The 24063-nt window shown below is 42.2% G+C and carries 17 protein-coding genes; 1 reads left to right on the forward strand and 16 read right to left on the reverse strand.

Annotation, left to right across the window (positions count from 1 at the left end):
• Positions 1-316: 316 nt before the first annotated feature.
• From L634_RS0130065 to L634_RS0130120, 12 genes are all read right to left on the reverse strand, one after another.
• On the reverse strand, positions 317-547 hold the full coding sequence (locus L634_RS0130065; RefSeq protein WP_026585562.1) for a KH domain-containing protein: 231 nt from the start codon (positions 545-547) through the stop codon (positions 317-319).
• Between the two features lie 11 nt (positions 548-558).
• Positions 559-831: a 30S ribosomal protein S16 gene (gene rpsP, locus L634_RS0130070; RefSeq protein WP_026585563.1), complete on the reverse strand. Its 273-nt coding sequence runs from the start codon at positions 829-831 to the stop codon at positions 559-561.
• A 408-nt stretch (positions 832-1239) separates the two neighbouring features.
• Positions 1240-2592 carry a signal recognition particle protein gene (gene ffh / locus L634_RS0130075; RefSeq protein ID WP_026585564.1) on the reverse strand — a complete coding sequence of 451 codons (1353 nt, stop codon included), beginning with the start codon at positions 2590-2592 and terminating at the stop codon, positions 1240-1242.
• Between the two features lie 13 nt (positions 2593-2605).
• Positions 2606-2938 carry a putative DNA-binding protein gene (locus L634_RS0130080; RefSeq protein ID WP_026585565.1) on the reverse strand — a complete coding sequence of 111 codons (333 nt, stop codon included), beginning with the start codon at positions 2936-2938 and terminating at the stop codon, positions 2606-2608.
• Positions 2939-3391: 453 nt separating this feature from the next.
• Entirely contained in the window at positions 3392-6181 is a 2790-nt protein-coding gene (locus L634_RS0130085; RefSeq protein ID WP_026585566.1) for a VWA domain-containing protein, read from the reverse strand.
• Positions 6165-7937 (reverse strand): vWA domain-containing protein, encoded by a 1773-nt coding sequence (locus L634_RS0130090; protein WP_026585567.1) that lies wholly within the window; start codon positions 7935-7937, stop codon positions 6165-6167. Before L634_RS0130090 ends, L634_RS0130085 begins: the two co-directional genes overlap by 17 nt.
• A 7-nt stretch (positions 7938-7944) precedes the next feature.
• Positions 7945-8811, reverse strand: coding sequence for a DUF58 domain-containing protein (locus tag L634_RS0130095; protein WP_026585568.1), 867 nt, complete (start codon positions 8809-8811; stop codon positions 7945-7947).
• Complete coding sequence (locus L634_RS0130100; protein WP_026585569.1) at positions 8811-9815, reverse strand: AAA family ATPase; 1005 nt, start codon at positions 9813-9815, stop codon at positions 8811-8813. Before L634_RS0130100 ends, L634_RS0130095 begins: the two co-directional genes overlap by 1 nt.
• A 5-nt stretch (positions 9816-9820) precedes the next feature.
• Positions 9821-11401, reverse strand: a complete 1581-nt coding sequence (locus tag L634_RS0130105; protein WP_232233873.1) for a hypothetical protein — start codon at positions 11399-11401, stop codon at positions 9821-9823.
• Positions 11402-11488: 87 nt separating this feature from the next.
• Complete coding sequence (locus L634_RS0130110) at positions 11489-12337, reverse strand: ABC transporter permease (RefSeq protein ID WP_026585571.1); 849 nt, start codon at positions 12335-12337, stop codon at positions 11489-11491.
• Positions 12334-13269: an ABC transporter ATP-binding protein gene (locus tag L634_RS0130115; protein ID WP_026585572.1), complete on the reverse strand. Its 936-nt coding sequence runs from the start codon at positions 13267-13269 to the stop codon at positions 12334-12336. The genes L634_RS0130110 and L634_RS0130115 overlap by 4 nt, the downstream gene beginning before the upstream one ends.
• Positions 13266-15650, reverse strand: coding sequence for a hypothetical protein (locus L634_RS0130120; RefSeq protein WP_026585573.1), 2385 nt, complete (start codon positions 15648-15650; stop codon positions 13266-13268). Before L634_RS0130120 ends, L634_RS0130115 begins: the two co-directional genes overlap by 4 nt.
• A gap of 456 nt (positions 15651-16106) precedes the next feature.
• On the opposite strand from L634_RS0130120, the gene L634_RS32095 reads away from it, so the two are divergent.
• Complete coding sequence (locus L634_RS32095; RefSeq protein WP_198029848.1) at positions 16107-17609, forward strand: NCS2 family permease; 1503 nt, start codon at positions 16107-16109, stop codon at positions 17607-17609.
• A 207-nt stretch (positions 17610-17816) separates the two neighbouring features.
• Here L634_RS32095 and ftsY read toward each other — a convergent pair whose 3' ends face one another.
• The 4 genes from ftsY to L634_RS0130150 all read right to left on the reverse strand — a co-directional run bounded on the left by ftsY (position 17817) and on the right by L634_RS0130150 (position 24056).
• Entirely contained in the window at positions 17817-18818 is a 1002-nt protein-coding gene (gene ftsY, locus L634_RS0130135; RefSeq protein ID WP_026585574.1) for a signal recognition particle-docking protein FtsY, read from the reverse strand.
• 76 nt (positions 18819-18894) lie between these two features.
• On the reverse strand, positions 18895-22461 hold the full coding sequence (smc, locus tag L634_RS0130140) for a chromosome segregation protein SMC (RefSeq protein ID WP_026585575.1): 3567 nt from the start codon (positions 22459-22461) through the stop codon (positions 18895-18897).
• Between the two features lie 270 nt (positions 22462-22731).
• The gene (rnc, locus tag L634_RS0130145; protein WP_026585576.1) at positions 22732-23475 is read right to left on the reverse strand and encodes a ribonuclease III; all 744 of its coding nucleotides are present in this window, start codon (positions 23473-23475) and stop codon (positions 22732-22734) included.
• 347 nt (positions 23476-23822) lie between these two features.
• On the reverse strand, positions 23823-24056 hold the full coding sequence (locus tag L634_RS0130150) for an acyl carrier protein (protein ID WP_026585577.1): 234 nt from the start codon (positions 24054-24056) through the stop codon (positions 23823-23825).
• Positions 24057-24063: the final 7 nt, after the last annotated feature.

Below are 24063 nucleotides of genomic sequence, written 5' to 3' on the forward strand. Positions count from 1 at the left end.
AAATTTGCCTGTTGATTTCAGCACAAGGCACTCGCTTTCCGCGGGCGGTCCGGGAGCNTCCTCGGTGCATTCGCACCTGCGGGGTCTCCCGCTGACACGCTTCTCCCGCAGGACATTGAATAAGCTTCCTCGAATGAACACCGCACGAAGAAAATGCGATAGCATTTTCGCGGGATTAGTACCTTCCCCCTCCAATCAACAGGGTGCTAAAACCAACAATAAGCTTTAACACAGCCAAATTGTAAAAAAAGGAGGGGAAACCCCTCCTTTTTTTGGCAATATACAGAACTGGCCACTGACGGCCGGAACTGTATAGTTATTCAATGATCTCTAAAAAGATCTTTTTTTGCTCTGTTGAACCAGCTGCATAAACAACGGTCCGAATTGCTTTCGCAACGCGCCCTTGCTTCCCAATTACTTTCCCCATGTCATTCTTGTTGACAGAAAGCTGATAGGTTACGCGTTGATCCTCTTCTTGGACATTCACTTGAATATCTTCCGGAAAATCAACAAGGGGCTTAACAATCGTTTCGATAAGCTCTTTCATCTTATAATGAATTACTTACCGTTTTTAGCGTTATGGAATTTCTCCATAATGCCTTGCTTAGAGAAAAGGTTGCGCACTGTATCAGATGGCTTAGCACCAGTCTGTAGCCATTTAAGAGCCAACTCTTCATTGATGTCAACGATTGCTGGTTGAGCAACCGGGTTGTAAGTTCCTACTGTTTCAATGAAACGTCCGTCACGAGGAGAACGAGAATCAGCTACAACGATACGATAGAAAGGGTTTTTGTGAGCACCCATACGCTTTAAACGAATTTTTACTGCCATTTTAAATAAGCACCTCCGAATAGTTTCACACAAGATAGTATAATAACAGATAGTTAATTAGTTTGTAAAGGTTTTTTTCTTTACATCTATGAAAAAGCTTGCTGACTAGAAAAGCGCAAGCGCCTTGCCCACGAAGGAACGCAGACTAAGAACGCCACATCCTGTGGCAACGTCTGCATGACCCGCATCCTGCGGGCCTCAAGCACAAGACGAGCCTTCCGGAAAGGCGTTCTTTGCCTTTTTGGGAGGATTGCCCGAAAAGTGGAGGCGACTGCCCAGGGACGACAGGCATAAGATCGTTCCTGTAAGAAGGTGTTCTTCCTTCTGAAAATGACCTCGAGTCCCTAGGAGCCGCAAAAGGACAAGCTTGTGACCCTCGAGGGGGTTAGGCGCTGGAGCCAGACATGACTAAAAAGGATTAAAAGGAAGCTTGAATCCGCCTTTTTTCTTCCCCTTCTGCTGCATGCCAGTCATCTGCTTCATCATCTTTTTCATATCTTCAAATTGCTTCAGCAGACGGTTTACTTCAGGTACAGTTCTTCCGCTCCCTTTGGCAATCCGTTTGCGGCGGCTTGCATTGATGATTTCCGGATGAATTTTCTCTTCCTTAGTCATCGATTTAATAATCGCTTCAACGTGAGTAATTTGCTTCTCGTCGATTTGAATATTATTCAAGCCTTTTATTTTGTTGGCACCAGGCATCATCTTAAGAAGCTCATCCAAAGGCCCCATGTTGCGGACTTGTCCGAGCTGATCCAAAAAGTCATCAAATGTGAATGAAGCTGTGCGCATTTTTTGCTCAAGCTCTTTAGCCTTTTCTTCATCCACATTGGCCTGAGCTTTTTCAATTAAGGAAAGGACGTCTCCCATGCCTAAAATACGGGAAGCCATCCGCTCTGGATGGAACGCTTCAAGCGCATCCAGTTTCTCGCCAAGACCGACGAATTTAATTGGCGTGTTTGTTACGGACCTGATGGATAAAGCCGCTCCGCCTCGTGTATCACCGTCCAGTTTTGTCAGCACAACCCCTGTCAGACCGAGCAGGTCATTGAAGCTTTGTGCTACATTAACTGCATCCTGGCCAGTCATGGCATCAACCACAAGGAATATTTCATCTGGCTTCGAAAGCTCTTTGATCTGCTTAAGCTCATCCATTAGCGCTTCGTCCACATGCAGTCTTCCCGCTGTGTCGATGAGAACATAATCATTATGATCCTCTTTCGCCTTCGCTATGGCCTGCTTGGCAATTTCAACAGGGCTGACTTGATCGCCAAGAGAAAAAACCGGCATATTCAGCTGTTTGCCCAGTGTTTCGAGCTGCTTAATAGCAGCAGGGCGGTAAATATCCGCAGCCACAAGCAAAGGATTGCGGTTGTACTTTTTGCGAAGCAGATTCGCAAGCTTTCCGGTTGTGGTCGTTTTACCGGCACCCTGCAGGCCGACCATCATAATGACAGTCGGAGGACGATTAGAAACAGCAATCTTGCTCTGTTCTCCGCCCATCAGTTCCGTTAATTCCTCTTTAACAACCTTAATAACCTGCTGGCCTGGGGTCAGGCTCTTTAATACTTCCTGGCCGACAGCGCGTTCGCTTACTTTTTTGACAAACTCTTTGACGACTTTGAAGTTCACGTCCGCTTCCAAAAGGGCGAGACGGACTTCACGCATCATTTCTTTTACATCCGCTTCATTGATTTTGCCTTTTCCGCGGATCTTCTGGATTGTATTTTGCAGTCGGTCGGCTAATCCTTCAAATGCCATTATATGCCGCCTCCTAATCTAATTTCTCAAGCTTTGCTACTGCTTCTTTCAATGCCTCAGCAGAAGGCGGACCTTCCTTCAGCATTTCTTTCATGTTTGCAATCAGCTTGCTGCGCTCTTGAAATTTATGAAATAGTAACAGCTTTTCTTCATACTCTTCAAGCATTGCTTCTGTACGCTTAATGTTGTCGTAAACCGCTTGCCGGCTAACTTCATATTCCTCGGCAATCTCTCCAAGCGAAAAATCATCCAGGTAGTAAAGGGACATATAGCTTCTCTGCTTAGGAGTTAACAACGATTGATAAAAATCATAGAGGTAATTCATCCTCGTTGTCTTTTCGAGCATCCCTATTCCCCCTTGTTAAGTGAAAAGCCTTTACAAAGTAAGTTTACATAGAAGTGTTTAGCATGTCAAGAAAATATCTTTACATACTGGCCAAGTTCTATTTTTGCGTTCCGTTGATATGAAGAGATTTTCGTTGGGATAACGTGCTTTATCGATGATAAATTAAAGATTTTTTGCACAGGCTCTGATGGTTGTTTTAGTTTATAAATTTGCCCGTTGATTTCAGTACGGGACACTTGCTTTTCGCGGGGAGCGATGCGATCCTCCTCGGCTTCGCCTGCGGGGTCTCACACTTCCCTCTTTTTCCGCTGGAGTCAAGTGCCCTCTGCTGCAATCAACTCAGTTGGCCAAACTAAGTTCGCCTTCAAAAACTAACAAACTTTAAACAAAAACCCTGTTACAAGCGAATTTATACTCTAACACGTAAAAAACAGAGCATATCCGCTCTGTTTTTTACATATTTTTCTTGTTCTTTGCATCCAGCAGCCTTTTTATGCGCTCTTCCCGTTCTTTTGGTGTAAGTGTTTCCGTCTGTTTCGCAGGGCTTCGCTTCTTCTTTTTCTTTTCTTCTTTCTTCGGATGCCTTTCTTGTTCAAGTGCTCCCCTTTGGACTGGAGCTTGTTCAGATTTAGCAGGCTTTTCCCTGACAGCCTTTAGGTTTTTGATCCTCTCAGTTTTTTGGGGTTGAACTTGATCCGCCCTTTTTCTATTTTTCTTTATCTTACCTGCTATAAGAGATATTAAACCAAACCGCTTTATGGCTATTTCAGTAAAGAACAACAGGAAAGCTGCCAGAATCAGCCATTCGCTGATTGGCTGTTTGGTACTGGCAGAATTCATAAGCGGACGGAAACTTTCTTTTTCGTTCTCAAGTTCTTTGCCACCTGTCAGCTTGGAAAGTTCCTCTAAGTGCTCCTTATTTACTCCTTTTTGCAAATACTCATCTGAGTAAGGGACAGTAAAACCGGTCTGATGGATATGCACATTCCCATTGTGGTCTGTCTGTTTAATATTAAGAAAGTACATTCCGGCGTTTTCAGGCATGATTGCCTCATATTTCCCTGGAGCGATTATCCTTGTATTTGCCTCTATCTGCTCACCAGTTTCCGAGACAATTGATGTCTCTATTGGCAGCGTCTTGCTGTTTGCAGATTCAAGGCTAAGGATTGTACTTCCATTCCTCTTTTCAACCGACACCCTATACGGTTCGCTATCATATTGAGGCAAAGTTTTCGTGACAAGCTGATTAATAAAAATTGGCCACTTTTCCCACCGGGCCCAGTCTCCTGACCACTTACCGGAAAAATCGGATGTGAATGCGATCGTTCTTCCCATGCCGTATTGCCATTCAGCAAGTACCGGGTCTTCTTTCTTGCTTAATACCGGAACCTGGGAACGTGTCTTTGCTGTAGTAGCAATATAGGCATTCATTTGCGGAACACCTTTATCAAATAATACCGACCAGTCAGGGTATGGCTGTATGCTGGGGTAGAAAGGAGAATCTTCAATATAGGTTCTTGTAGCCATCACAGTTTCGCGCGATAATATGCTGGGAATGACAGATGAATCGGTTACATCGTAAAATCGGCCTGACCCCATATCTGCAAGGTCTTCAAGAAGGGCTCTGTCAGCATCCTGCCCAAGTGCAACTGTTGAAAGGGTAATATTTTTCTCTTTGCCGCTTTCGATTAAAATCTCATAATCTCCATCTGCAGCCGATTGTCCATCTGTCAGCAAAATAATATGCTTTCTCTGAAGCTTCAAATCTTCCAGTTCCCTATAGGCCTGCTCAAGGGAGGTGAAAATTTCAGTTCCTCCCCCGGGGGTTATGGATCTAATTTTGTCAATCGCCTTCTTTTTATCCTTCAGCGGCTCTGTTTCAAGAATTTCCCACGGCCGATCATCAAATGCGATAAATCCAAGCGTATCTTCCTCCCGGAGAAGTTCTACCGAACGAGCAGCCGCCTCTTTGGCCAGTTCAATTTTATTTCCCGCCATGCTTCCCGACCGGTCCATAACCAATACAAGCCCTAATGATGGCATTTCTTTCTTGCCTTTAATATCCATTTCAACTGGAAGCAGCTTTTCGATTGGTGTTTTAAAATAGCCTCCTAACCCAAAGCTTTCTTCACCGCCAAACATGAGAAAGCCGGTGCCAAATTCTTTTACTGCCTTCTCCATTAGATTCATTTGATTCTCGGAGATAACAGTGGCGGGAACATTATTAAAAATGATGGACTGATATTGCAAATACCCAGAAAGGACAGTAGGAAGCTTTTCAGGGAGTACCGTGTCTGCTTCTAAACCTGAGTCCTCTAATAGCTCCTCAATATTCCCGGATTCCTTTCCCTGCACAATCAGTACTTTGGGAGCCCCTTTTACGTTTACAACTGAGTTCATTTCATTATTTTCGGCAAAGGTATCCTGCTCAGCAGCGATTTCCGCCTTATATACCGTTAGCCCGGCAGTCTCTGCTTTATGAGAAAACGTATAAATATTTTTGCCTTCATGAACTTGTACGGATTCTTTCAAAATTTCTTTATGGTTTATAGAAAGCCTAATGTCTGCTTTTTTACTTGAGTTGCTTGTCACTTCAACCGTAATCGGAGCTTCTTCCCCCAGGTAAAGGGACGCTGGCACCGATAAATCTGAAATCGAAGCATCTTCTCCTGATGCTGTTTCTAACAAAACATGGTCGACTTCTATCTGCCGGTTTTTTAAAACAGGGGCCATTTCTAGGCTTCTTCCGGAAGTTTCATTGCCATCAGACAGAAGCACAATTCTTCCGGCAGAATCCCTGGGTACAAGTGATGCAGCAAACTGCAAACCTGCTTCCAGGTTAGTTTGCGATTCATCCGCTTTCCCATTAAATTGGGAAACGACATCACTATCCCTTCCAAGATTCTGTTCGAGAACTACGTTTTTACCAAATGCAGCAACAGCATATTGATCTTCACTTTTCTTATTGCTGACGCTATTTTCTACCCAGGCAAGAGATTCTTCATCTGCACCTATGCTCGCAGATCGGTCGGCAAGGAATATTACGGTCTCACCCTTTATTGGCAGGAGAACCTGCGGAGTGGTCAGCGCAAATATTAACAATGCGAAAATGACCAGTCTGATCCCGGCAATCCATAACTTCTCATAACCTTCCGACCGGTGCCTCCGGAGATACAAAAAGACCAGTAATGCCGCAGGAAGAAACAGCCAAAACAGGAAGGGATATTTAACCTCTATTCCCACGTCGATATACCTCCCATTCCAAAGTGATTAGAATATAGGCCATTAATGCCAGCCAGAACCAGAGCTTTTCATTTGGCCTTTGGGTAATACTGGCTTTTTCAGATGATTTTTCATTCATAGTGAAAGGCTCTTCCGCTTTTGCGTTTTTTTCCCGTTCATCGAGCAGCACTGAAAAATAATATATTTGGTTTCCTGAAACAGCCTGGTAAGTTCCCGGTAATAAAGGTGCTTTGAAACTTTCTTTTTCTAAATCCAGGGAGTAGAGGCTTTCATCTCCATTATTAAAAATTTCCCAGTTGCCTTTGCCCCCGTTAATATTAATCCATCTCTCTTCCCCAGCGCTGAAATATCCCAGAAAATCTGTCTGCTTGGATAACCACTGGTATGCATTATACAAAAAGATTGGGAAACCTGGCTGAAGAGGCCAGTCTGAATCTGCCAAATCAAAATTCACAATAATAAGCGGCTGTCCCTTCAGCATCCCTTTTTGTATTAAAGGAATGCTTCCACTTTTCACAACAGTTTCCCATTCACCATCCAAAGGAGCGGCAGCAGAGTCGATATACACTTTGTCAAAATCAACATATTCAAGGAGAGTATCATCTTCAACCGCAGCTCCTTTTTCAAGCTTTATTTTTTCTTTGCTGCTATTGAAAAAGATAAGCGGCTGCTGGGGAAGTTCGGATAAGGCAGTCCCTTCGGCCAGAACTACCCCTTCTAATTCCAAACCGCTGATTGCTTTCGAGTCTGTCTGAAGCAATTCTGCCCCAATGGTTTGAAAGCCCTTTACAGCAAATGGGTTTACATTTCCCATCGTGTATACCTTGGGTTTGGGGTCTGTAAAAATAGAAGTGGCTAAATTATCAGCACTATAGCCATCCTTTATAGAGATAGCAGCCTCATAATAAGGTTTTTCAGGAAGGCTCGGGATCTGGACAGTTGTCTGCTCATTGGCTTTTAATGAGAGCTTTTGTTCAAACAAAACTTCTCCACCATTGCCCACAGTAAACCCTGTATCTATTTTTCTGGAAGACTGGTTTTCTATCACTGCCACAGCTGAAATTTCCTCACCAACAGCTGCAGTCCCAAAGGATTGCAGCGAAACATTCATTTTGTCTTCTCCTATGTTATGTACAACGGTATACAGGCCATCCATTTTCCCTTTTAACATTCCAGGAGAAACTGCATCAGAAAAAATATGGATAGCTGTATCATTGCCAGAAGTTAATGACCCTGCCAAAAGAAGAGCTTTTTCCATATTCTCATGCTCATAAGTAAGCTCCAAATCTTTAATGATTTCCCTTATTGCTTTTGGGTCATCTTCCCTGCTTAACAAAATCTCATTTTTCTCTCCTGCTTTAATAAGAGTTACCTCCTGGCCGCTTAGCTTTCCCGTTAAATCCAGCATTTCCTTCTTTGCTTTTTCAAATCGCGTAAATTCCCCCTCCTTTGCTGACATAGATGCAGAAGGATCAGCAATGATGATTAGGTGTTCTCCCTTTATTGCATCTTCCACCCAAAATGGACGTACGAGCGCCAGCATCAATAACAGCAGAGCTAATATTTGCAGCCAGAATAAGAGGTTCTGCTGAAGCTTTTTCAGCCATGGAGAAGCGTGCCATTCGTTTAATACCTGCTCCCAAAGCATATTGGATGAAATAGTCTTTTCCTTGTACTGTTTTCGAAAAAAATAAAATAAAACAACAGCACCTATAAAGATGCTTAAACTAAAATAGATAGGATTTAAAAATTGCATTTTAAAGTCACCTAACCAGCCCTTTCACATAAAGATCCCGGAAAAGCACAGTCTGCAGCCCCCTGGATTCAGGAGCAAAAATATACTGGCCGCCAAACCTTTTGCATAAATCCTCCAGCTGTTTATTATGCTGCTCTAGCCGATTTTTGTAGTTGGCTAGTATAGAAGTATTCATACTGACATTTACAGCAGTACCTGTTTCACTGTCTATTAACTTCAAATCCCCAGAATAAGAGGGGGCCAGCTCCTCATTCGATTGTACTTGGAACAGCCAAAACTCCTGTTTTAATCCCTTCAGTTTCCTGAAGAGGCTTTCCCACTCATTGATCGGCTCAAAACCATCAGCTACTAAAATGGCAAGCTGCTGCTGTTTGGATAAATTATCTTTTAAGCAGCCAAGAAAGTTTTGGGACAATCCGCCTGCTTCAAGGTTTTGGATTTCTAAAAAGGTGCGCCTGCTGTATACTGAGCCTTTCCTTTTCACCAGCTGTGTGCCTGAAGAAGCTGCAGCAGAAAATAAAAGACGGTCTTCGCCGGAAAGGATCATAAAGCTCAGCGCTGCAGCCAGCCCTTTTGCATACTCCCATTTGGATGTGATTTTTGTCATCGAAGAAGTTGCATCAAGGTAAACAGCAATGGAAAGCTCCTGCTCATCCAAGAAGCGTTTAATATAATGCTTTTGGGTTCTTCCGTATACATTCCAATCAATTTGGCGGATATCATCACCGGGCTGATAAGCCCTAAAATCAGAGAACTCCATGGAGGAACCGAATTTATTGGACTGGCGGGAACCTGAATGAATACCCCTTTTTCTTGTTTTCACAACTACCTTTCTTTTCTGCAGCCTTCCAAGAAGAGCCTGTCGATTGTTCATCACCCTTTTTCTCCCCGTGCTCGCTCATTTATTAATTCCCCGATGATCGAATCTGCATTGACACCAGCTGCTTCCCCTTCAAAGTTTAAAATCAGGCGATGCCGCAGGACAGGGTGTGCGACGTTTTTTATATCTCCGATTGAAACATGAAACCGTCCGGAACACATTGCTCTTGCCTTTGCCATATTAATTAAGCTTTGAAGGCCGCGGGGCCCGCTCCCGTACTGGACAAAGTTCCTCACTGAATCCGGAGCCTCTTCTGAATCTGGGTGGGTTGCAGAGATCAGCCAAACTGCATAATCTAGAATCTCATCAGAGACAAGAATTTCTTTTGCAAGCTTTTGAAGTCCAATAACCTCTTCCAGACCTGCCGCTTTTTTTAACGAAGCTTTTTGAGGACCAGTTGTTCTTAAAGCAATTTCTTTCAATTCTTCTTTTGTTGGATATTTAACATTTACCTTGCATAGGAATCGGTCTGTTTGCGCCTCTGGCAGCGGATATGTTCCTTCCATATCAATCGGGTTTTGAGTTGCCAGCACAAAAAAAGGCTTTTCCAGCTTTTTAGTTTCTCCCATTATGGTTACCGTTTTTTCCCCCATTGCTTCCAGAAGGGCACTCTGTGTTTTTGGTGTTGCCCTGTTAATTTCATCCGCGAGGATAATATTGGCAAAGATCGGCCCTTGATGAAAACTGAATATTTGTCTCCCTGCTTCATCAGGCTGGAGCAGCATTGTCCCCGTTATATCGGATGGCATTATATCAGGGGTGAACTGTATTCTGGAAAACTTAAGGTCGAGCACCTCTGAAATTGTTTTAATTAGCATGGTTTTACCGAGGCCCGGCAAGCCCTCGAGGAGTGCATGCCCCCCTGCGAATATACTCCATAATACATGTTCAACCACTTCTTCCTGACCGACTATGAATGATTGAATTTCAGTTTTTACTTTTGTGATGATCTCAGCTGCTTCTGCAAATTGCTGCTCTTTTTCTTCTATTACAGACATTGAAGTCACTCCTTGTCAGGATCTATACTTGTAAAATAATTTTTTACGATTTCTTCTAAATCAGCTGGAAGTTTATATCGATCGGTACTCGTACGGTATGCTTTTTCATAATTTCCAAAAACTTCACTGTACGGCCTTAAACTGCCTTTTAAAACTGGACCCTCCCCTTCAAACTGCTGTCCTGAATTTCCTTCTCCTAGGATTCCATTGTCATTTTCAATGGTTTGCTTTCCATCCATATGGCTTGGAACTGTAAGAAGGTCTCTGGATCCCTGCCCTAGGCCTGCACCGCTGCCCGAGCCGTTCCCTGAACCTGTTCCTGAACCGGAGCCGTTGCCTGAGCCTGTTCCTGAACCGGAGCCGCTACCTGAGCCTGAACCGCTACCTGAGCCTGAACCGCTGCCATTTCCGTTTGATGAGTTATTGCCAGTTTGATTTTGGTTGTTTTTCTGACCGGAAGTATTTTTCTGCTGTCCCTGCTGCTGTGTATTAGAACTTGAGCTTTGACTGCCTGGCTGGCCAGGAGGAGCAAATGCTATACGCCCAGGAGGCATCCCGTTGGCAGCCATTTGCTGTTGCAGGGCCAGCCCTGAACTCTCAAGTGCTTGCTGTGCTGCAGCAAGCTGTTTTAAAAGCTCTTCTGCTTCCAGTGATTCTTCAAGCTGTTCCAGCAGCTTTGAGAGTTCTTCTTCCGATAGGGGTTCATCACTGCCAGTAAGCTCACTTAAGGCTTTTCTTTGTTCTTTGCTTAGTTCTCCCTTCTGTTTGTCCAGCTTTGACAATTCCTTCTCAAAGGAAGCCAAATCTTTTTGATCGAGCATGCGGCTTAATGGATCCAAGCCATTTTTGTTCAAGTCAGACTTCATATTTTCCAGTGCAATTGATTTTTCTTTTTCCTTAAGCGCTTTTAATTCCAGACTTTTCTTTTGTTTTGCCATTTCCTTTAAAGCTTCTTCAGCCGATTTCTTTCCGGCTATTTTATCTATGGCTTCTTCTAAAGCCTTTTTGACCTCAGGATTCTTTTCCGTTTTGACTTTTTTCTCGAGCTCATCTTTTGCTTTTTCTACTATTTTGATTTCCTTCTCCTGTTTTTGTGCCATTTCCAATTTCTCACCGGGAATTATATATAGCAGTAAAGCTAAAGCAAGAAAAGAAAAAAACAATAAAAGGGGTTTCGGGTTTAAGAAACCCTTCTTCCTGCCTAAAACCTCCTGATGGACTTTTTTCATGTGCTTTACTGTATCACAAAGCTGTAACCTGGCTACAATTCCCTCATCCTCCAAAAAAGAATATGCAGTTATAACCCTATCATCTGGTACAAAACCGTTGTAAAGAGCTGCAGCTTCTAATATGCCTGGACGTTTTTTCCAGATTCGATAAGCTGCACCTGCCACAGATAGACATAGAATCAGCAGGAAATAGTATCGCAGAAAAGGAATTGGCATAAACCGTGCTGCAGCAATCAAAAGAAAAGATAAAATAGCCGCCGACAGCAGCATTACCTGAAATTCCTTAACAATCAGCTTAAGCAGCAATTGTCTCTTAATGGGTTTTAATAATCTTAGATATTGATTGCGATCCTCCATGAATTTCATTCCCTTATTAAAAATTAAGGGCAATCCCAGCTCCCTTGGGAGCATTAACGAGAATTGCCCGAACAAGCCCAGCTATACCTATCCCTTTTTCATGTTGGGACGGAGCCTTTTAATGCTAATAAGCACAGCTCCAATGAAAATCACGGTATATGAGATTAAATATGAAATCCACAATGGAAACTCAATGCCAGTAGATCTCGAAATTTCATTTGTAATTTCCGGCTCAAAAGTGCCGACTAAAATAATAACCGGGTTAAGCATAGCCGGAAAATATGCCAGAGGATTTTCAGGCTGAATGGCAGTATTGCTATATGCATTGGTTAGCTGCATAAAGATTAAAGCCAGAAACGCCGTTCCCCCTGCTAAAAACAGAGTAACTCCATAGGTGGTAACCATTGATACAATTGTTTTTCTAATAAGCGTTGAAAAAAGAACCCCAAGGCTTCCGAAGGCAAGTATTGTGAATAAATAAAAGCCCATGGTCCTAAGCAGTTGCCCAGGCGAGATGCCTCCAAATAAAAACACAAAGCTATAAAGCGGCAGGCTTGCCGCAATCAGCAAAATCAGATAGGAAATAGAAGAAATAAGCTTGCTCAAAATAATGCTTGCTGAGCTTTGGGTTGTAGTCAGCATAATATTCAATGTTTGCCTCTCCCTCTCACTGCTGATTACCCCTGCAGTTAATCCGGGAGTAATAAAAAGAATTAAGGCGAGCTGAAGAATCGATAGTACCATAAACATCGTCCGGCTCTGGTCTGGTTTAAAAAAGCCCTGCATGTTATTTGACAAGGATTCTATAAATATAAAACCGACAATGATCAGCCCTAATGCCAACAGATAAAAGAGGACCCCAAGATAGCTTTTAAAACTGCGGAAACGGAGCTTAAATTCCTTATTCAGCACTGGATTTACGACTAAATTTTTCATGTCAGCTCAACCTCCTTGGTAATTTCCATAAAGACATCCTCAAGATCCGTTTCCATTTCAGCGAAGCTGGTAATGGACAAATTTTGTAAAATGGCTTTTTTCAGCATGGCTGTTTGCTCTTCAGGTGTTCCTTTGTATTTAAATTGAAATGATAACCCATCCTCCAATAAAGCCAGCTTGGATACATGATGATCATCTTCAAAAAAAGAGATTGCCTTTTCTGCCTCTGCATGGACTTTTACAATGATCAGCCTTTCCCCTCTCAGCTGAGCCTGAATATCGGAAACTGCCCCCTGTGCCACTAATTTGCCTTGATCGATAATGCCGATTGTGTCACACATTTCTGCAAGCTCAGGCAAAATATGAGATGAAATTAAAATCGTTTTCCCCATACTCTTCAATTCCTTTAATATTTCCCTCATCTCCACCCTCGCACGCGGGTCGAGACCTGATGCAGGTTCATCAAGGATTAATACTTCAGGGTCGTGAATGAGGCATCTTGCCAGACAAAGACGCTGCTTCATCCCCCTAGATAAAAGGTCCACATAGGAATCTCTTTTATGTGACAAATTTACAAGGTCGAGAAGCTGCGGGATCAGCTTCTCCCTTTCAGCAAACGGAATGCCGTAGCTGGCCCCATAGAAATGGAGGTATTCATCTGCCTTTAATTGATCATAAACCCCAAAAAAATCAGGCATATACCCAATCTGCTCTCTCACTAGCTTGGGCTCTTTTTGGACATCAAATCCATTTACATAAGCAGATCCTGAAGTTGGAGCCAGCAGGGTTGCCAAAATGGAAAAGGTTGTGGATTTTCCTGCGCCGTTTTGCCCGACAAAGCCAAAAACACTGCCTTTTTCAATAGTTAAATTTAACGAATCAAGGGCAGTAAATTTTCCATATCTTTTTGTTAGATCAATCATTTCAATCATTTTGCCGCATCCCCCTTTATCGTAATAGCAGGCAATTGAACATATGGGTCACCTTGTGCTGATTTGTTAAGCTTCAGTATTATTTTGCCTTCTTTTGAAATATACTGGCTTAAGTCATCTTTACTTGTCAGCTTTATACTGGACTGATCCGGTGCAATTGGAAGCCACTCATCAGCTTTATGTTTCTTTAGTGCATATTGCACTCCATGGCTATTGATTCTTATAGAGATTTCTTCAAGTTTATATGCTTTTTCTGCCAGCTGTTTTGGCATACTAAGGACATATTCGTATTCTCCGTCCTCCAGCATGATTTCTGAATGGGAGCCGCCCATTCCTTTTTCATAAATTTGGCCCTGAATTACATTCCAGTCGGCTGCCAACATTCCATCTTTCAGCGTAAAGGAACCAGAAAACTCATTTATAGCCTCAAATGGCTGAAGAATTAGATTTGTATTATTTTGCTTTTCTTTCTTTCCCTCGATCGTTACATCAATGACTGCGTCTTTTGTTGTCCCCGCAAGCACTGGCTGAGTTACATCTCCAAGCAAAAATGTGGAAGATGCATATTCGAGCCTTTCTTTTCTTAATTGATCAATATCATTTTGCCGATTGGCTGGATAAGCACCGCTAAAACTGCCTCCATATGGCCTTGAAAGCAGAGACTGATTAGTCTTTTTATCAACATTGATCGTTTCGCCTTTCTTAATCGGCCCCAATTCAATGGCCTGATTACCAGACCAAATAGTCAATTCTTCAAAATCGTATTCAAACTCATTTTTAACAGTCCCTGTTAAACGCTGGTCCTTAAGAGTCAGGTCCGCTGTGAATTTCCCGGTTATTTCCGTCTGAGCCTTTCCGTAAATTGTTTTAGATGACCAATACTCCACCACAGGGAAAATAACTTCATTATTCTTTACTTTTTCAGCCATGATCCCGCCTCGCAGCGGATCAAACGTGGACGAATTGTTTGAATGCACTACTGCATTTAGTTCACCTTTCGGCATAGAGAGTGTGTACTCTCCGCTTTTATTGGATAATAGAGTTGTAGCCTGATAGCCGGTTAACAGCTGATTATTAACCTTGAAAATTCCCATTTGGTTAAGCTGCGGCTGTGAAATCCTATCTTTTGCCCCCATTCCAAAAACAGCAGCTGCCATTAAAAAGGCAATAGAAGGAATAATCCACCATGAATGCTCTCTCTTATCAAATTTTCTCAAAACGAAATATAAAACGGGCACAATTAAAATAATATAACCGGCAAAAAGTCCTATTAACTGCCCTATAGAGAAATTCGAGGCTGGAAAAAATTCAGTTGCTTCCGCAAATTCCCAATAAAGCTGATCCAGGTAATCCTGTGCATATGGATTAGACCCTGTACCCGTACTGGAGGCATGCATTTTTACAAAAGCGGAAAACCATGTGCTGTATTCTTCCCATGAAGATAAAGGTTCATCTCCAAGCGAAAAAGCTGTTTGCAAAATTATACCGCTTCCAAATTCCTTCTTTACTGCCACAGGGAGATTCCCGCTTTTTGCAATGACAGAAGAATCTTTATCTACCGGACCTGTAAATAAGTTCATCTCTTTAAATTCAGGTTTTTCAGCCTTAGTGCCCTGCAGGAAATCAGAGGCGCCAACTGACTCACTATTAAATTTCATTGGAAGCAGAGAATATAGGTCTCCATAGGATTGGCTAGCATCAGGAGCTGCCCCGGCAATTAAAACCCCTCCGTTGTATATCCAATCCTTGATGGCCTTTTGCTGCTGTTCATTCAGCTGAGAAATTTTATATTCATCTATCAGCAAATAATCAAGTGTTTCGAGGCCTGTTGCCCTATTTGGAATTTCTTCTTTCTCTAGCTCAATCAACTGAGCAGACATGGAAGGCAGTGTCCTAAGCTCTTTTAAACGGTCATATTTTTCGCTCAAGACACCCATTACTTTGGAATTCATATCTACAAACTTTGGCTTTAAAGTATCTTCGCCTTTGAAACTAACTTTTTTCCCGTCTTTCCAATCCCCTTCATATAGAGCCAGTGAAGGAATATTTTGATACATGGCGGGATGGTCCTCTGTAATGCCAGGAATGGAGACCAGATATTCCTTAGCCGTCCCTGCAGGAAGCTCGACATCCACTGTAACTGCACCGCCTGTATTGTAGGAAGGATGATAGCTTATTAACAAATCACCGCTAAATGATCCCCCCCCATTTTCCAGCTTAATCCGGAGAGGAAAACCTTTTCCCCTTTTTACTTTACCGTCAAAACCTTCATCAACAGTTACCCTTATTTCTGCGTTTGCCGCTGCTGCAGATTGCAAGGGATTAACTAACAGCAATAAACATAAAAGAGCCAAAACGAACACCTTTAATTTTGTGTGCAACCCAATCTCCCCCAATTAAAAATATAAAACATCGATTAAACCCAGAATAACTATATCTTTTTGTTTATCCGGGTACTAAAAACAACCTTTTACACTTGCCTGCTATTTATAAAGGCAAATAAAAACGATGTTTGCTTCCATAAATAAAGACGGAGAAAAAAACCAAAAAGTTCCTGCAAACTTTAAAAGTCTTTATGAAAGCCAAGTATTTGTTGATTCAAATAATTGTTCAATTGTCAGTATTTAAACAATTATCATAATAATCAGTGTAATTTTACACCCAAATATCCATTTGTCAATATAATAAGCAACTAATGATAATAAACAACTAATTATTCAGAATATTCATACATAAAATACAATAATATTTATTGTACAACCAATGAAGTAAGAGAAGGTTTCCCTGATTTACAAAATTAAATTATCACCATAGAAAAAGGAGGAATACTGTTGAACATGAATAAAGTTCACTACCCCTGGTATAAAAAAGAGGATACCGACGCTTTCTTTGCCCTATTTCAAAATAATCTTGCCAATTTTGTCGTTATTGCTGTCAGCATGCTGGGAATGGGATTTCCTGAAGACATTGTTTTTGGAAAGGTAATACCTGGTGCAGCTATTGCTGTATTAGTTGGGAATTTATACTATGCTTATTCAGCAAACCGTTTAGCTCAAAAGGAAGGCAGAACAGATGTAACTGCACTTTCATATGGAATTAGTACGCCTGTTATGTTTATTTTTCTTTTTGGGGTTTTGCTGCCAGCCAAGGAATTAACAAATGATCCAGAATTAGCATGGAAAATCGGATTGGCGGCTTGCTTAATCAGTGGAATTATTGAAGTTATAGTAAGTCTTTCCGGGAATTGGATACGCAGCAACCTTCCGCGTGCATCAATGCTCGGTGCCCTTGCCGGAGTAGCACTTACTTTCATTGCAGGTGAGATGTTATTTAAGACCTTTGAACTGCCTGTTGTAGGACTGCTTGTCCTAGCCATTATTATTGTTGGTATTATTGGGAAAATCAGCATGCCTTTTAAAATTCCATCCTCCTTATTCGCTATTATTCTTGGAACAGTATTAGCCTATTCTCTAGGGCAGGCAGACACAGCCAAAATTACAGAAGGCCTGTCCCATGTCGGCTTTTATCCTATCCTTCCAACTCTAGGCTCCTTTGAAGGAATGTCCTTTCTGTTTGGTCCTCTCATTGCCCTTTTCGCCGTAGTACTTCCCATCACCATTTATAATGCTATCGAAACCATGAATAATGTTGAGGCGATGTCTGCCGCCGGGGATAGCTATGATGTGCGTGAATGCCAGGCTGTCGATGGGGTTGGCACTATGATTGGCGCCCTATTTGGAGGAGCTTTCCCAACAACTGTCTATATTGCTTCTGTCGGTTCAAAATGGATGAATGCTGGCAGGGGATACAGCATCCTTAATTCAATTGTTTATATAGGAGCCGCGATGTTTGGATTAATAGCCGCAATGTCTGCTATTATTCCGGTAGCCGTAATTGCGCCTATACTTGTATTTGTCGGCATTTCAATGGTTGCAACTGCCTACCAATCAAACGAAGTAAAATATTATCCAGCTATTGCGCTGGCTATGCTCCCTTATTTCGCTAACTACACGATGACCCGTTTTAACGGTAAGGCTGCAGAGGTTGTGGAAGGCGTCTCTTCAGGAATTGTCCCACTTGGCCAGGGAGCTATGTTTACCGGTATAATCCTTGGGGCAATTGCCGTTTCTATCATTGATCGAAATTATAAAAAGGCAAGTTTATTTTCATTTATTGGAGCATTATTCTCCTTCTTCGGGCTGATGCATGCTCCATCACTCGCTTTTGGTGCAGCAAATGACTTTGCTCTGGGCTATATCATCATGGGGCTTTTCTTTGTCTATTATATTTTCTCCAATGCTAATGCAGAGAAAAAACAAAACAGCTTTCTTTCAGACTAACTTGTAATACTGTATAACATGGCCAAAGCGTGTATTTATTCCTCATCGAATAGTGGTTCAGATCAATTTTTAGTTTCAAAGAGACGGTTTAGGGACTCGCAGGCAGGACAAATACCTTTACAGGTCCTGACTTGCCCCCTATAGACTGCACCCTTCCCGGGCGTACAAAGAAAACAGCCGGAAAAAACTCCGGCTGTTTGTACTTTCTTATTCTTCTTCCTCTTCTGCTTCTTTTTCTACCAAGTCAGCAAATAGGCCGTATACATATTGTTCTGCATTGAATTCCTGCAGGTCATCCATTTTCTCTCCAAGCCCTACAAATTTAACCGGGATTTCCAGCTCGTTTCTAATTGCCAGAACAATGCCCCCTTTTGCAGTACCATCAAGCTTTGTAAGGACAATACCGGAAACATCTGTTGCTTCCTTGAAGGTTTTCGCCTGGATCATGGCATTTTGTCCTGTTGTAGCATCCAGCACGAGCAACACCTCGTGAGGAGCACCTGGTACTTCCCTTTCAATGACACGCTTAACCTTTTCTAATTCCTTCATTAAATTGACCTTGTTTTGCAGTCGCCCTGCTGTATCGCAAATCAAGATATCCGCTTTGCGCGACTTCGCAGATTGAACTGCATCATACATGACAGCAGCTGGATCTGAACCTGCCCCCTGCTTGATTACATCCACACCGACGCGTTCTCCCCACACTTCAAGCTGTTCAATCGCCCCGGCACGGAATGTATCGCCTGCAGCAAGCAATACGTTTTTGCCTTCCTGCTTAAACTTATGGGCAAGCTTTCCGATTGTAGTCGTTTTTCCTACACCATTTACTCCAACAAACAGAATCACCGTAAGCCCATCAGGCTGAATATTCAATTCTGGAGAGGCTTCGCCAGCGCTTTCATAAATTTGCACAAGCTTTTCTGAAATAACAGCTTGCACCTCGCGCGGATCCTGGATATTTTTGCGCTTTACCTCAATCCTAAGCTCTTCCACCAATTCCATAACAGTGTCAAAGCCGACATCTGCTTGAATCAGGATCTCTTCCAGTTCCTCAAAAAATTCTTCATCAACTTTGCGGTACCTGGCAACAAGGTCATTTACCTTATTTGAAAAGTTATCACGGGTTTTCGTTAATCCATCCTTAAACTTTTCGGTAACTGTGTCTGTTTGCTTTGTAATTTTTTCTTTCAACTTTTTAAAAAAACTCATTTTCTCACTTCCTTTTGAGGGCTAAATATGTATGAGTGTGGAACAGCTAATAAAAAGCTGATCCACAAAAAGTATACTATTGAGGAATCAATTCTTTCGTTTCTTCAAGCCGGACCGAAACAAGCTTGGAAACTCCAGATTCCTGCATCGTAACACCATAAAGAACATCTGCTTCTTCCATTGTTCCTTTCCGGTGAGTAATAACGATGAATTGTGTTTCATCGCTGTACCTCTTTAAGTACTGGCTGAACCTCTGTACATTCGCTTCATCAAGCGCTGCCTCAACCTCATCAAGGATACAGAATGGAACCGGACGGACTTTCAGAATTGAGAACAAGAGTGCAATTGCAGTTAGCGCTCTTTCTCCGCCTGATAACAGGCCAAGGTTCTGCAGTTTCTTCCCTGGGGGCTGGGCCACGATTTCCACGCCAGTATTTAATAAATCATTCGGCTGTGTCAGTCTTAAGTCTGCTTTTCCGCCACCGAATAAAGATTGGAAAACGGACTCAAAATGGAAACGGATCCCTTCGAAGGTTTCTTCAAATCGCCTTTTCATTTCAACATCCATTTCATCAATAACCTGGAATAAAGTATCCTTCGCTTCCTGCAGATCTGTTTTTTGTTCCAGCAGAAATTCATAGCGCTCAGAGACGCGTTCATACTCATCAATTGCGCCAAGGTTTACAGAGCCCAATTCTTCAATAGCAAGCTTTATAAGTTTTACCTTTTTGCGGGCTTCGTCCACTTCAATTAATAGCGGGTATTCGTCTTTAGCCGCTTCAAAGGACAGCAAATATTCTTCCCTTAAATGGTTTAGCCTGTTTTCGAGTTCTACATCAAGACGGTTTTGCTTGACTTCCTCATCTTTCAGCACTTCTACCATCCCTTTGTGCTGGCGCTTCAATTCTTTGGTTTCCAGCTCAAGATCCTCCAAAGCTGTTTGAAGCTTTAAGCGTTCATCCCGCCTTGAAGCGATTAATTCAAGAGTTTCCGTTTTTTCTTTGAGTTTCTGCTGTGCAGATTCCTCCAAATGCTGTTCACCGGACGTACTATTGGTCATTTCGGAAGATAAGAGTTCCAGATCCTCTTTCACCGTCTTTAGCTTTTCTTCATTGGAACTGAGTTCTGCCAATACTGCTGCGAGCTTATCCTCTGCATGGTTCAATTGCTCGGATTTTGAAGCAAAGCTGATCTTCAGTTCATTAATTTCAGCCAAGAGGGTTTCCTTTGAAGTTTGCTGTGTATTTTTGCGAAGAGTTAATTCTTTTATTTCCTGATCCAAATTGGCAATTTGTTTTTGCTGCTCTTCCAACAAACCTGAAAGCTCATTCTTTCTTTTCAAAAGCCTTTCCCTGTCCTCAGAAAACTGTGCTTTATCCAAATCATAAAGAGACAGCCGCTCATTAATGCTTTTCTCTTCAAATTCCACTTCCAGAAGCTCGCCTTTTACAGCTTGTTCCTTTAACCGAAGCTCTTCACCAATTTTTCTAAGCTTTTCGATATGGCTTTCCTGTTTTACAATATCGCTTTTTTGGAGTTTAACTTGCTTCTCCAGTTTAGCAGTTTTAGATTCCATGTCTGCTATCCGGTCTTTCAGCTCTTCAAGTTCACCTTTACGGGATAGAATCGAAGAGCTTTTCTGCTTTACAGCTCCTCCAGTCATGGAGCCGCCAGGGTTGACCACATCTCCATCGACCGTTACAAGCCTCACTCGATACTGAAGCAGCTTTGCCAGCTCATTGGCACCTTTTAAGTCCTTCGCAATAACAACATTGCCCAGCAAATTATCAACGGCAGGCTGGTGCTTGGCTTCAAACTGAATAAGTGAAGCAGCTTCCCCAATAAACGCAGGATGTCCTTTAATAGATTGCAATTGGCCAGAATTTAACTTTTTCCCTTTAACTACGCTTAACGGGAGGAAAGTCGCTCTTCCAAATGAGTTCTTTTTTAAGTATTGAATCGCATTTCGTCCATCCAGTTCAGTTTGTACGATGATATGCTGCATGGCTCCGCCAAGTGCCGTTTCAATCGCTGTTTCGTACTCCTTTGGAACTTGAATTAGCTCGGCCACTGCTCCTTCAATCCCCTGAAGCTTATCGCCGCGGGCTTTCAGGATTTCTTTTACGCCCTGGAAAAACCCGGAATAGTCTTCTTCCATTTCTTCAAGCATTTCCTGCCTTGATTTAGCCTGCTGCATGTACTGGTATGCCTGATACAAGGTTTTTTCCTGCTTTTGATAGTTGTTTTTCAGCGATTCAAGCTTGCGGTCTTCATTGCGGAACAGATGCACTTGATCTTCTAATTCCTTCTGCAGTTTTTCCAGATTGGATTGAATGGATTGCTTTTTCTCTTCAATTTTCTTGCGCTCTGAAATGTACTTTTCATTGTCTGTCTCAAGCTTGGAGCTGCGCTCTCCCTGCTGGCTTAGCTGCTGTTCAATATTTTGCAGTTCATTCCTTGAAGCTGCTTGTCTGTTTAGTACTTCAATATAATCACTTTTAAGCGATTCGATCTTTTCTTCTGTATTTTCACTGAATAGCTTGAGCTGTTCCTGCTTATTTTTTAAAGCTTTTTGAAGCTTAAGCGCCTCAGCCTTTACCTCTTCCTTCAGAGCTGCTTGTTTTTCTTTTTTCTCTTTTAAATCGGTTATTTTTAAGGATAGCTCCTCCAAATTTCTTTGGAGCTGGTCTTTATTTTGGTTTGCATTTTTCTTTCGTTCCTTCAGTACCTCTTTTCTGCCTTCAAGCTTTTCAAGCTCTTCACTGGCATGAAGAAGCACCTCCTGCAAGTCATTTACCGACTCATCAATAGCAGCAATATGATCTTTTAACTCTTCGATTTTCGCCTCTTTGTTCTGTAAAACCGCCGAGAGCTTCATTTCGTCCTCAGTATGCTGCTCAAGCTGGCGCGAAAGCTGCTCCCATTTTGAATGCAGGTCTTCTATCTCATAGACAGTAAGTGCAACTTCTATTTTTTCCAGCTCTTCCTTCTGCTGCAAATAATCCTTGGCAATGGAAGCCTGCATTTTCAGAGGCTCTACCTGACTTTCCAGCTCATGTAAAATATCATTAACACGATTTAAATTATCCTGTGTTTCAGATAGCTTGGTTTCCGCTTTTTTCTTTCTTGTTTTATATTTCAGTACGCCTGCCGCTTCCTCGAAAATCGTTCGGCGTTCTTCTGCTTTGCTGTTTAAGATTTCTTCAACTCTGCCCTGGCTTATGATCGAAAAGGCTTCTCTCCCAAGGCCGGAATCCATAAATAAATCTACAATGTCTTTAAGTCTGCATGTTTGCTTGTTAATTAAGTATTCACTGTCGCCTGAACGGTATACCCTTCGTGTCACGCTAACTTCACTGTAATCAACCGGCAATCCCTGATCACCGTTATCAAGTGTCAAGGTGACTTCAGCGAAATTTTGTGCCTTGCGTGAATCACTGCCTGCAAAAATGACATCCTCCATTTTAGCGCCGCGAAGGGATTTAGCCGATTGTTCGCCCAAAACCCAGCGTATAGCATCCGTTATATTGCTTTTGCCGCTGCCATTCGGGCCTACAACAGCAGTTACACCAGGGACAAAATCCACTGTTATTCTCTCAGCAAATGACTTAAATCCAACTACATCGAGCCGTTTTAAAAACAACCTTGCTCCCCCTCTGTCTCCTTGAGTACTTATTCTTTGCTGTCAGAGTTTATTTGATCGCAGTCTAACGGGCAGTAAACCCTACTAATAGCTGTTAGCATATTTTCCTCTATATATTATTAGCGGATCATAACTGCCCATAAGGCCCGATTCGTGAAATAAAGTAAAAAACATACCTTTGATTCTTTCGGAGAAAAAGTTGAACCAACCAGGTTCGTAATATCTGTTGTTTACAGCGCTGCTGTATACTTACTGACTCTGGAATTTGGTTCACTTTATATGGTTTTTCAATACTTCAAGAGCCATTTGAGCAGCATGCTGTTCAGCTTCCTTCTTTGAACGGCCTGTGCCTGTCCCAAGCTCCCTGCCATTTAAGGAAACTGTGGAAACAAATTCACGATTATGTGCAGGCCCTTTTTCCTGAAGTATTTTATATTCAATGGCACCAGCACCATCACGCTGCACCAGCTCCTGAAGCTGGCTTTTAAAATCCATCACATGCGAAAAAGCACCTGAATCAATCTTTGGAAAAACGACTTTATCCAAAAAGCTGACAACCGTATCCAACCCTTTATCCAAATATAATGCGCCAATAAAAGCTTCGAAAACATCTGCGAGCAGGGCTGGCCGAGATCTACCGCCTGTCATTTCTTCGCCTTTTCCAAGCAGGACAAGGTTTCCGAAGGATAAAGCATGAGCAAAAGAGACCAGGGATGGTTCACAAACAACAGCTGCCCTCAATTTTGTTAATTCTCCTTCACTCATCATTGGATATTTAAGATAAAGAAACTTCGAAACAGTCAATTCAAGGACAGCATCGCCCAGGAATTCCAGTCTTTCATTATCTTCATAGGGTTTTCTCCGATGCTCATTCACATAAGATGAATGGGTAAAAGCTTGTTTTAAAAGCTTTTCATTATCAAATTTAATTCCGATCTTTTCCTGAAATTCTTTAAATTGCTTTTCAATTGCGCGAAATGATTTTCTTTCCTTGTCTTTATTATTACTGCGCATAATGCATCCACCTTGCTTAAATATTATATTCTCGTTCTATATCAAGAAATTGCTGAGGATAGAACCTTACTATTGTCTTCCCTAAGTTTACGTAATAAACCTAAAAAACGCAAAGAAACTCCGGTGCTTTGAACCCTCTGTTTCAAATAAAAATAGATAAGTCCATTTTCACAGAAGAAAGCCCCGTTATTAAAACGGAGCTTTTGCTGAAACATATTTACTGTCCACAGCTACCCGAAAGCTGTCAATGGCCTTTGGAACAGGTAACAACGGACAGTAAACATCCACTGATAAAATTTTCTGCAGCGAGGGAGTTTCCCTCACTGCAGGGTTGGTTGACCTAACGATTATTGGTTAGCTTTTATGTAATTTACAGCGTCACCGACTGTTGCGATTTTCTCAGCGTCATCGTCAGAAATTTCCATGTCGAACTCATCTTCCAATTCCATTACTAATTCTACTACATCAAGGGAATCAGCACCAAGATCATCTTTGAAAGAAGCCTCTAATTTCACTTCAGATTCTTCAACACCAAGACGGTCTACGATGATCTTTGTTACACGTTCTAATACTTCTGCCATGCTTGTT

This window comes from Bacillus sp. J33, from assembly GCF_000518885.1.
In the GTDB taxonomy this organism is placed as follows: domain Bacteria; phylum Bacillota; class Bacilli; order Bacillales; family Cytobacillaceae; genus Cytobacillus.